The sequence below is a fragment of the Panacibacter ginsenosidivorans genome (genome assembly GCF_007971225.1).
GTDB lineage: Bacteria > Bacteroidota > Bacteroidia > Chitinophagales > Chitinophagaceae > Panacibacter > Panacibacter ginsenosidivorans.
Genome location: NZ_CP042435.1, coordinates 482257 through 494394 on the forward strand (window position 1 = coordinate 482257; position 12138 = coordinate 494394).

The following is a 12138-nucleotide window of genomic DNA, read 5'->3' on the forward strand; positions in this document are numbered from 1 at the left end:
GAGTGACACAACGAAAGTTTAATAGCACTACAAAAGTTTGTCACCAAAACCTACAGCGTAATCTTAAATGCTACTGCATATTTTCCGGCAACTTGATTTTGCAATGCCGCCGGAACGCTTATTACACTTGCATCTCCGGTTGAAGTGAATTTTATTTTTTCTTTCGGCGCATCCAGACAGAGAATTTTACTTTTCTTAGTTAAAGAAATATTTTTTAAACTAATTGCTGCAGGCAAAACAACATCATCATTTTTATCATTACTCAACACATACACAAAAACAGTTTTGCTATCTTTTGATTGTAGATATAATACGTTGCCATCTTCATACGGCGCCAAAGGTTTTGTGCCATACACAGCTTCTCCATGCACTTTCATCCACGTACCAATATCTCTTAAACGATCATAAGCAGTATCGCTAAAATCTCCCAGCGGCGAAGGCCCGATATTCAATAAAAGATTTCCACCCCGTGAAACAATGCGTAGCAATAAATGAACAATTGTATTAGCAGATTTATATTCATCATTCGGCACATAGCTCCACGAATTTCCCATTGTTATGCAACTCTCCCAGGGATAATCCAGCGGCTTATTTGGAATGGTTTGTTCAGGCGTTACATAGTTTTCAAATTCACCACTCACCGTTCTGTCAACAACCATCAAACCTGGCTGATATGTGCGTGCCATTTTTGCAATGCGTGCCATATCTATATCCTGGTTAAATTTTATTCCGCGCTGCCATTCAACAGTTGTATCAACGCTTGACAAAGGCCTCACCCAACCACCATCAAGCCACAATACATCAACCTTTCCATAGTCCGTCATCAATTCTTTTATCTGGTTGTAAGTATAGTCTTTAAAGGCATTCCAGCGTTCAGGATATTTTGCCGGATCATAATTTACGTTCCTGTCTTTTGGCGGAAAATACGGCCACCAATAGTCAGGACTATGCCAATCTGGTTTTGAAAAATAAGCACCGGTTAAAAACCCATCTTTACGAAATGCATTAAATATTTCTTTGGTCACATTACTTTTTGTATTCGAAGAAAAAGGTGTTTTCGAAGATGTGATTTTATAATCGGTTTGCTTTGTATCGAACATGCAAAAACCATCATGATGTTTTGTAGTGAACACAACATATTTCATACCCGCATCTTTTGCAGCCGCAGCCCATTTATCAGGATTAAAGTTTACAGGATTAAATGTAGTTTGTAAATTTTCATAGGCTTTTACATAACCGTTATAACTTGCTGCGTATGGTCCGCGTCGCTGCGTCCAGCCTTCATCTTCCGGGCAAATACTCCAACTCTCCACCACACCCCATTGACTGTAAGTGCCCCAATGCATAAACAAACCAAACTTAAGATCCTGCCACTGCTCTATCTTTTGCTGCACCAGTGTATCCGTTGGTTTTACATAACTGTTGTTGAAATTATGTTGCTGCGCATTCGATGCAATTGCTGCACTCAACAAAAAAGAAGTCAGTAAATTTTTCTTTGCCATGATGTATTATAAATTGAAAGAATTTATGAACCAAACTTTATAGCTACTATAAAACTTTTCTTGCGTCGCACACTTGTACTGTAACAAATTCTATTCAGCAAGTTGATACAAACCAACCTCACAGAGAATTTTTCTGCAAGCAATGCGGGTGACAAAAGAAAAATGTAAATAATATTTTTTTCATGTTGTTAATTGCTCATTTAATTTCACCAGTACAGGTGTGCGACGCAACAGGCGATGCTATAAGATACAAAAGCCCGGATCAAAAAATCATAATTGATCTAATGTAAACCTAATAATTTCTATTGCCTCTTTTTGTCTTGAAATAATCACATACATATACCCATCATAAATAATTGTATGCGGGTAACCATATTGACCACCTTTCCATAACCCTTCTTTCTTTAAAGTATATTCTTCATTGGCAATAATGTAATGCTGGTTAAATTGCTTTCCATCTTCTGAAAGCGACAACACCAAAGGGTTTCGTGCGTAGTGATGCAATGTATCAGGAATACCCACATAATAAAATCTGCCATCAGGCAATCTGCCGAAATGAAATTTGCTATCGTTATCAGTGAATGTAGTTTCAGCGGGTTTTGACCATGTTGTTCCATCATCATTACTTTCTGTGAGCCAGAGTTTCCCTTTCCATCCTTCGCCTGTTACACGCATCAGCATGTGAATGACTTTATCGTCAGTTTGAAAGAAAGAGCCTTCGCACAAAGGAGGAAATCCACTTAGCTCTGCAGGTTTATAAAATGTTTCGGGATTATCTTCTTTGTATAATGAAGCCGGATAAAAACTATTCATCCTCCAGCCACTTAACCCTCTGTAATCATCTGTATAAGGAAAAGTAAAATTACCACTGATGATCAGTCTGCCGCTTGCTGTTTGTTGAGGGCCATGGTTTGGATTTACAGGCAAATGCATATCTATTGCATTACTCCATTGTTCACCATCAGTTGTAAACTTAGCCCATAAATGTGTATTGGTTCTGTAAGGAGAATATTCCCCGAAGTAGGTAACCAGTGTATCATTGAATTGGTGAAAACCCGCTGCAGTCAACACATTCAATGTATCATTGTTATAGACGGATGGAGTTGCCAGTATCTTAATTTCAGACCAGTGTTGAAAATCTTTTGAAGTGGAAAACACAACACGTTGACCAGGCTTGTCCTCGTCTTTTAAGCCATCACTCCATATAGCAATTAATTTATCTTTGAAATGTGTGATTGATGCATGATGATTGTAAAGCCACGCAGTATCCGGAACATAGATCATACTGCGTTCTATCTTTAACTTAGGTAGCCCTTTTCCGGAAACATAATTATTGCTGACTGCTGATTGAGCGAAGACGTTATGACTGATGCATACATTAGTGCAAAAAATGATAATAAAAGCTTTGTGTATGCTGTACATAATTTGATGCTAATTTCAGAAGATGCAATGTACTTTGTATTATACTGCGTGGATATTCCGATTTATACCATTGTTGCTACAATCTTTGCAAATGACTTTCTCTTATTAAAAATAAGATTGTGACCGAGTAATATTGCATATTTACCTTTATAAGCAGTCAATAAATTTTATGAAGAAAACTCTGCCAGTTAGTATTTTGTTATTGATAGTTTGTATCTCATCAACAGCTCAACAACCGCTTTACAAAAATCCAAAACTGCCTGTTGATGAAAGGGTAAAAGACCTGTTATCCCGCATGACACCTGAAGAAAAATTCTGGCAACTCTTTATGATTCCCGGCGATCTTGACAACGCTGATTCAACACAATACAAAAACGGGATATTTGGTTTCCAGGTAAGCGCCGCATCCAAAGGAGATGCGGGTGGGCAAATGCTGAATTACAACACGAATGAAAATGGTTTAGTGCTTGCCAGGAAAATAAACAGCATACAAAAATATTTTGTAGAGCATACACGATTAGGTATTCCTATCATAGCATTTGATGAAGCATTGCATGGATTGGTTAGAGACGGCGCAACTGCTTTCCCACAAGCCATTGCATTATCTGCAACCTGGGATACAATTTTAATGCGCACCGTTGCTAGAGCAATTGCAGAGGAAACAAAAGCAAGAGGCATAAGAGATATTTTAACACCTGTTGTAAACATTGCAAGTGATGTACGCTGGGGAAGAACAGAAGAAACCTACGGTGAAGACCCATTTCTTACAAGCGAAATGGGCGTGGCATTTGTAAGTGCTTTTGAAAAGATGGGCATTGTTACAACACCCAAACATTTTGTTGCCAATGTTGGCGATGGCGGCAGGGACAGTTATCCCATTCACTGGAATGAAAGACTGCTTGATGAAATTTATTTAGCGCCGTTTAAAGCATGTATAGAAAGAGGTGGTTCCCGTTCTGTGATGAGTGCATACAATACAGTAGATGGAACATCTGCATCTTCTAATAAATGGTTGCTGACTGATAAACTAAAAAAGGAATGGGGTTTTGGTGGCTTTGTTATTTCTGACGCTAATGCAGTCGGCGGAGATGTAGTGCTGCATTATACTGCTAAAGATTATGCAGAAGCAGGAAAGAATGCAGTTAATGGTGGGCTTGATGTAATCTTTCAAACGGAATATAAACATCATCAACTTTTTATTCCGCCATTTTTAAATGGTGAAGTTGATCAGCAAAGAATTGATGATGCCGTATCGAGAGTTTTAAAAGCAAAATTTGAATTAGGTTTATTTGAACAGCCTTATGTTTCGGAAGAAGCGGTAAGAGAATTGATGAAGGATAAAACGCACAAGGTAATTGCAAAGCAATCCGCACTTGAATCAATCGTTTTATTGAAGAACGAAAAAAATACTTTGCCTTTAAATAAAAACATCAAAACCATTGCTGTTATTGGGGAAGAAGCAACAGCAGCCAGACTTGGAGGCTATAGTGGCACAGGTAACGGCAAAATCAATATGCTTAATGGAATTAAAGAGAAAGCTGCCAATACGAAAGTATTGTATGCACCCGGAGCAGGTATAAGAAGTGATGACTGGGTTGTTGTGCCTGCTGAAAATTTGCATTATAATAAAGAAGAAGGATTGCATGCAGAATATTTCAGTAACATCACATTAGCAGGAACACCAACTGTTACAAGAACAGACAAGCAGATCAATTTTGGCTGGACATTATTTTCGCCCGATCCAAAACTTGATCTTGATTTTTATTCAGCAAGATGGGCTGGTAAGATCACTTCACCTAAAACGGGAAATTTTAAAATTGGTTTGGATGGTAACGACGGTTTTCGTTTGTACATCAACAATAAACTTATAATTGATAACTGGAAAAAACAGACATATAGTACGCTGCTAACAGACTATTATTTTGAAAAAGCAAAGCAATATGATATTCGTATTGAATTCTTTGAACCCAATGGCAATGCACATCTTAAGTTGATCTGGAATGTGGATGTAAACAATAACTGGAAACAAAAAATCCAGGAGGCTGTTACCACTGCACAAAAAGCAGATGTCGCAATTGTTACGGTTGGCATACATGAAGGTGAGTTCCAGGACAGAGCCATGTTATCATTGCCTGGACACCAGGAAGAACTCATTAAAGCAGTTGCTGCTACAGGCAAACCTGTTGTTGTGTTGCTTATTGGCGGCAGCGCAATTACTATGAACAACTGGCTTGATAAAGTAAACAGCGTTGTTGATGTTTGGTATCCCGGTGAAGAAGGCGGGCATGCAGTTGCAGACATTTTGTTTGGTGATTATAACCCCGCAGGCCGTTTGCCCATTACGTTTCCAATAGATGAATCGCAATTACCGTTGGTATATAATCACAAGCCAACAGGTCGTGGTGATGATTATTATAACTTAACGGGCTTACCACTTTTCCCTTTTGGTTTTGGTCTTAGCTATACAACTTTTGAGTATAGCAATATGCAGTTGCGCAAAAATAATATCAATCAAAAAGATTCTGCAATTGTTACATGCACTATCAAAAATACCGGCAGCAAAGATGGTGATGAAGTGGTGCAGTTATACATTCATGATCTGCTGGCATCTGTATCCAGACCTGTTATGGAGTTAAAAGGTTTTCAACGCATCCATCTTAATGCAGGTGAATCAAAAGAAATTTCTTTTACTATTACTCCGGCAATGTTGAGTATGCTTGATAAAGATCTGCACACTGTTGTTGAACCGGGGGATTTCAGAATAATGATCGGTGCTTCATCAAGAGATCTGAGATTGAAACAAACATTAACAGTAAAAGAATAATTTTTATGTACTAAGCTGCATTACTATTATGAGGCTTTTCTTGCGTCGCACTCTTGTACCGCAACAAGAAAATTCAACAAACAAATGGTAAGATCGTTTTGATTGTATATTTGATAAGGTGTAAAACAATCAAACTTTCTGCATGCATACCAACCAAAGTATGAAAGAAAAGACATTCCGTATCATAGCATTTCTTTTTGGGTTAACTACATTGGCCGCACAGTTTGTTATAATGATGAAAGGCGCTGAAGGCACTGAAATTATTACAAGGGTTGTAAGATTTTTCAGCTTTATGACTATTCTTACAAACATACTTGTTGCACTTGCTTATATATTGCCATTATCATCTCCATCATCAAAAACCGGAAAGTTTTTTGCAAAGCCTGATACACAATCTGCAATATTGGTTTATATTAGTATTGTTTCTCTTGGTTATCACTTCTTACTGGCTAAAATATGGAACCCGCAAGGCTTGCAATACTGGGTTGATAAATCTTTGCATTATGCTGTTCCAGCTATATACCTTTTATTTTATCTTCTTTTTGTAAAGAAAGGTACACTTGCCTATAACAATATTTATAAATGGCTGCTTTATCCTTTTATGTATTTGGTATATGCCATAACAAGAGGTCTGATTACCAATGATTACCCATACCCTTTTCTTGATTTCAGCAAACATGACGCCAGCAGGGTCTTTACTATTATTACCGTTCTTTTTATAGGTTATATAGCCGTCTCCTTATTGATAGTTCTATACGACAGGGTTTACCGCAAAAAAATATAATTATTCCATTACAACTGGTCAATAATGAACCAAACACTGAAGTGAGTGACACAACGAAGATGCCATGTAATGTAAAAGCCGGCAACAAAAGACTTTCACAAAATTTATAAAGAGGAATGAATTTGATTTTCTTTGAATGGCTTTTGAGATATTTTAAATTAATCCCTCAGAACGTCTGCTGTAAAAAAATAAGCCCCCGATTTTCGGGGGCATCCTTTTTCCATGTGCAAATACTCTTGTTAGTAACTGTTCCTAAAATTCATTGGTAAGTGAAAACACAGGTTTACGATACATCCACTGTCCACCGGTGAAATCAGGAAACTCAACAGTTTGATTGCCCAGTTCAATAGATTGTTCACTCAAAGGCGTAATGGCACTCCATGCTGCAGCATCATAAACATCCATTGGTGTAGGCACTTTGCGTTTGATAGATTCTACCAATGCATGTATCACAAAAAAGTCCATGCCACCATGACCTGCGCCTGCCGTTTCTTTGCTCCATCTTGCCCATAAAGGATGATCATATTTGTCAAGCCAGGTTTGTGCATTATCCCATTGATCATTCTTTGCAGATTTATCCTGAATATAAATACTGTTATTTACATCCATCCACAAACCTTCTGTGCCCTGCACACGAAAGCCTAATGAATAAGGTCTTGGTGAATTAGTATCATGTTGTAGCAAAATTGTTTCGCCATTAGCACAACTGATATTGGTTGTAACCACATCACCCAATTTAAAATTCACTTTTGCATTCGGATGATTTTCTCCGCCATTCTTTACAATATGGTTATGCAACCCTCTTGATTTTGTAGCAAAAGAGCATAATGTAAGAAACCTGTTGCCACGATTTATATTAATATAATTCGCAATTGGCCCTATACCATGTGTTGGGTAAAGATCACCGTTGCGATGAACGGAATGTTCTGTTCTCCAATGCGCTTCTGAAAATGCTTTTTCACCAAACTCAACGCCGTGCCCATATATGTGAACACCATCATTGAATTTTACTTCACGCAGGTCATGCTGGTAACCGCCCTGTAAATGTATAAGCTCTCCAAACAAGCCCTGGCGCACCATGTTTAATACTGCCATCACATCTCTGCGGTAACAAACATTTTCCATCATCATCACATGCGCATTGTGCTGCTCTGCAGCTTTTACAACATCCCAGTGATCCTGTAACGTTATGCCTATTACAACTTCTGAACCTACATATTTTACACCTGCTTCCAATGCGCCAATGATCATGGGTTTATGCCATTCCCATGGTGTTGCAATTACAACACCATCCACAGGAACTTTCTCCAGCATTGTTTTCCATGCATAATTATCACCTGTAAAAACCTGTGGCATTTTTTTACCACTTTTCGTAATAATGTCTTTGGTGCTGGTTAATGCACGGTTCTCTACATCGCATATGGCTACTAAATCTACATCTTCTCTACCCAATAAAAGTTCCACATGGCCGCTGCCACGTGCACCCACACCTATAACAGCTATTTTTACTTTTTCATCCGCTTTGTCTGCGGCAAATAATTTATTGTTGGCAAAGAAGGCTAAAGAAGCCGTGGTTAATCCTGCATTTCTTACAAAGTTCCTGCGATTCATAATTTATATTTTACAGTTTGGCAAGTTTAGGTGAAAGTATAAAAAGAAGCGGTACATAAAACAGTCAAACGGTTGCATGGTTTTAATATCTTCTTTCAATGCTAAAGAAACAATACATTTTTTTAGCGGGCAGCAGGATCTTTATTGAGCTTTTGTTGTGTCACTCACTTGTACGTTCGGAACTTTATTGAACAAGTAAAAAGTCAAAATTAAAAAGTAAAAAAGCTAGTCATACATATTTTGACTTTTGCCTTTTCACTTTTGACTTATATTCTTCAGTACAAGAGTGCGACGCAACGAAGAAGCCATCAAATTTACTGCCGGGACGATACCTTAAAACATATTAATATAAAAGGCTACAATCGTATATAATTCAGCCCCTATCTTGCGTTATAATTACACAAAAATCCAATATTTTGAAAAAGCTTTACGTCATTTCGATACTTCTTCTATGCATTCAATCTCTTAAAGCGCAACTCTCCACTGATACTTCGGAAGGCTTGATACAACAGAAAGACAATGTGATAACCTCCTCCACAGTGCTGAAAATTGAAAATATTGGTATGAAGATCAATTCAGAATATCCTGAATTAAGACCAACTGTTTCTGCCGATGGCAACCTGTTATTTTTCATTCGTGAAAATAATCCTGCCAACAATAGCTATAATGAAGTTCCCAACTCACAGGATATCTGGTTTTCTGAAAGAGATAGTTTTGGTATTTGGAGCAAGGCTGTGCACCTAGGCTATCCATTAAATACAACGGCGTATAATGCTGTGTATTGGGTATCTCCCGACAATAACCGTCTGCTGTTGCGCAATGCCTTTAGAGATGGCGCTTATCTTGGTCGTGGTGTAAGTATGACGCACCTGCAAAAAGACGGATATTGGAGTCCACCCAATATGCTCATGATCAGGAACTATGAAAAATATGATCGTGGACGCCAGGCAGGTGCTACCATGGCACATGACGGGCAAACTTTATTGCTGTATATGTCAACGCAACCGGGAAGCGCTTTGAATGATATTTTTGTTTGCTTCTTAAATGCAGATGGCACATGGACAGAACCAAAAAGCCTGGGCAAACAAATAAATCTTCCCAATTATAATGAACTGGCACCTTACCTCGCTGCAGATGGCGTAACTCTTTATTTCAGCAGCGACAGGCCCGGCGGACTTGGCGACAATGATATATGGATGACCAAAAGGCTTGATAAAAGCTGGACAAAATGGAGCGAACCGGTAAATCTCGGCAGCCCTATCAATACAGAAGACTGGGATGCATTTTTTACATTGGATGCAGGTGGAGAATACGCATACCTAACTACTACTTTAGGAGCCTATGGCGAAAGTGATATTGTGCGTGTAAAATTAATGGAGAAAGAAAGACCCAAACCGGTAGCATTAGTAACCGGACGTTTTTACAATGCAAAAACCAAACAACCTATCATGGCTTCATTGGTATACGAAACATTGGATAGTACAGGTACAAATACTAAAGTGATAACAAGTGATGAGGACGGCAGTTATAAAATTGTGCTGCCATCTGATAAGAGTTACAGCATCAGGGCGACAGCAGATCATTTTTTTGCGATCTCTGAAAATTTAAATTTAGATTCTTTATCACAAACAGGATATAAAGAAATTAATAAAGACATATACCTTGCACCAATTGAGATAGGTCAGGTTGTGCGCCTGAATAATGTATTCTTTGATTTCGATAAATACAACCTGCGGCCTGAATCTTATACAGAGCTTGACAGGGTTGTAAAACTGCTTACAGAAAACCCTGCTATTGAAATTGAATTAAGTGCCCACACTGATAGCAAAGGGTCTGATGATTACAATATAACTTTAAGTACCAACAGGGCTAAATCTGTTACCGATTATATTATTTCAAAAGGCATAGCCGCATCAAGGATCACTTCACAAGGTTATGGAGAAACAAGACCTGTGGCTACTAATGAAACAGATGAGGGAAGGCAATTGAACAGAAGAGTTGAATTTAAGATTGTGAAAGACTAGATATTGGCTTCGAATAAAAAATCTTGCAAAAATTTGGAGCCGGGCAACTTTTTTTCATAGCTTCTTTGTTGCATCGCACTCTTGTACATTCTGTTCTTTATGCAGCAGGAATTACACGGCTGCGGGAGTACAACGCAGCAGTACTATGATTGCTGAATGATACGCGTCACATAAATATTCAATAACATTATAAGCTCTGATGTTTTCTCAAAGAAATACGTAATAAAAGTTGATCTCTACGCAACTAAAAATCCGATATCCACTTTTTAAAATAAGGTGCAGTTTCCTGGCTTATAATAACCTGGTGCTCTATCCCGGGCAGTAGGAATTCAATTACAAGCTTTACTTTTTCAAAGGCCTTATAAGATTTTACGAAATTAATATTGAGGATATATTTCCTGTTTGCACGGAAAAACATCTCAGGGCTTAGTGTTCCTTCCAGTTCACTTAAATTTCTTTCGCACATATATTTGCACAGTGATCTATCTAATAAATACACCACTTTATTTTCAGTATAAAAGAGCACTATATCTTCCACTTTAAGTACTATATGCTCGGATCCTCTTTTTATGAGGATCCTGCAGGTTGCATGGTTCCTGCTTGCCACAAAGTTGTTTTTGAATTTGACTGGATTTTCTATTAAGTATTGGTACATCTTTTACAGGTTTATATTTTTCCCGAATAGCAATTATTCATTCAATAAAATGTAATAATATTTTTAATTTAAAACAGCAATCTATTCGCTTTACAGGAAAGATATATGGTGAAAATTGACTTTTTGAAATTGGTAATAAGTCAAAAAAATTAAGTAGTAAGGTGTTCCTTAGTGTATAGATGAATAAATTTCCGCAAAGTACACCTGTTATATAAATAGATTACCGATAATACATTTATTGATTTTATTTTATAAATACAGTTGGTATCTTTTCAATAACATACTTACAGATTATGGATAATGCGTATCAGTTTGTTTCGCTTATAAATAATTTCCCCGATTTTAACGTAAAAGGGTTTGATATTGATACGTATAATAATTTTTTCAAAACTTCTAACAGCATCATTAATGCAAAAGCATCTGATATTGCTTATCCGGAACATTGGGGCTGTTTTTCTATAAAATGTGCATTTGGGGGAGAAGAAATATACCGGTCTCAAAACAGGGTTTATGCAGTGCATGAGCAAAATTTTCTGTTACTGAATGAAGGGCAATATTATTCCAGTTACATATTTTCAAAAAAGCCGGTGGAATCATTTACACTCAATTTTACCAAGGCATTCATGCAGGAAGTGTGTGCAGGTTTTGTAAATTCTGATGAACAGATTTTAGACTATCCCTTAGCCGAAAGCAAAATAAACACTGAATTTGTAGAACGCCTGTATAAGCATGACAACACTGTAAGCCCCGTTCTATTTAAAATAAAACAACTGGCAAAAAACTTCTATGCAAACAGGGCAGCAATTACTGAGCTGTACTTTGTTTTATTGGAAAAATTATTATTATTTAATACAGAAGTTCACAAAGAAATAAACAATGTAAAAGCTAGTAAACCATCTACCCAAAAAGAATTATACAAACGGCTTCATTATGCGAAAGATTTCATTGATTCATGTTACGCATCGGAAATAACATTGCACGAATTATCTCAAATAACGTTGATGAATACCGCTTATTTCTTAAGACAATTCAAAAAGTATTTTCATACCACGCCGTATAAATATCTTATGACTAAGAGAATGCAGGTTGCAGGAAATATGATGCAGCATACGCGTTTACCAATTGCAGATATATGTACATCCGTAGGCTATGAAGATGTCTCGTCTTTTACCAAACTTTTTAAAAAACAGCATGGTATTAGTCCTGAAAAATTCAGGGGACAACATATATAAAAGTCAATTTTCACCATGCATATTCCTGTTGCACTTATTAGTATTGCATAAAACTTATTGCGCTGCCCGTTGCTGCAATTAGCA

The 12138-nt window shown here is 37.4% G+C and carries 8 protein-coding genes; 4 read left to right on the top strand and 4 right to left on the bottom strand.

Translation table 11 applies throughout. From position 1 onward, the window contains the following. Positions 1–50 precede the first annotated feature (50 nt). Together FRZ67_RS01900 and FRZ67_RS01905 are read right to left on the bottom strand one after the other, a co-directional pair. Positions 51–1502 (bottom strand): alpha-L-fucosidase, encoded by a 1452-nt coding sequence (locus FRZ67_RS01900; RefSeq protein ID WP_147187916.1) that lies wholly within the window; start codon positions 1500–1502, stop codon positions 51–53. Positions 1503–1772: 270 nt separating this feature from the next. Further along, positions 1773–2924 (bottom strand): exo-alpha-sialidase, encoded by a 1152-nt coding sequence (locus FRZ67_RS01905; protein ID WP_147187917.1) that lies wholly within the window; start codon positions 2922–2924, stop codon positions 1773–1775. 169 nt (positions 2925–3093) lie between these two features. On the opposite strand from FRZ67_RS01905, the gene FRZ67_RS01910 reads away from it, so the two are divergent. Further along, positions 3094–5748: a glycoside hydrolase family 3 C-terminal domain-containing protein gene (locus FRZ67_RS01910; protein ID WP_147187918.1), complete on the top strand. Its 2655-nt coding sequence runs from the start codon at positions 3094–3096 to the stop codon at positions 5746–5748. A 142-nt stretch (positions 5749–5890) separates the two neighbouring features. After that, entirely contained in the window at positions 5891–6532 is a 642-nt protein-coding gene (locus FRZ67_RS01915) for a Pr6Pr family membrane protein (RefSeq protein ID WP_147187919.1), read from the top strand. A 252-nt stretch (positions 6533–6784) separates the two neighbouring features. On the opposite strand, the gene FRZ67_RS01920 is transcribed toward FRZ67_RS01915, so the two are convergent. Beyond that, the gene (locus FRZ67_RS01920; RefSeq protein ID WP_147187920.1) at positions 6785–8143 is read right to left on the bottom strand and encodes a Gfo/Idh/MocA family protein; all 1359 of its coding nucleotides are present in this window, start codon (positions 8141–8143) and stop codon (positions 6785–6787) included. A gap of 416 nt (positions 8144–8559) precedes the next feature. On the opposite strand from FRZ67_RS01920, the gene FRZ67_RS01925 reads away from it, so the two are divergent. Next, the gene (locus tag FRZ67_RS01925) at positions 8560–10167 is read left to right on the top strand and encodes an OmpA family protein (RefSeq protein WP_147187921.1); all 1608 of its coding nucleotides are present in this window, start codon (positions 8560–8562) and stop codon (positions 10165–10167) included. 244 nt (positions 10168–10411) lie between these two features. On the opposite strand, the gene FRZ67_RS01930 is transcribed toward FRZ67_RS01925, so the two are convergent. Then, positions 10412–10774, bottom strand: coding sequence for a LytR/AlgR family response regulator transcription factor (locus FRZ67_RS01930; protein WP_158638282.1), 363 nt, complete (start codon positions 10772–10774; stop codon positions 10412–10414). 341 nt (positions 10775–11115) lie between these two features. On the opposite strand from FRZ67_RS01930, the gene FRZ67_RS01935 reads away from it, so the two are divergent. Continuing rightward, positions 11116–12054, top strand: coding sequence for a helix-turn-helix domain-containing protein (locus FRZ67_RS01935; protein WP_147187923.1), 939 nt, complete (start codon positions 11116–11118; stop codon positions 12052–12054). The last annotated feature ends 84 nt before the right edge of the window (positions 12055–12138 follow it).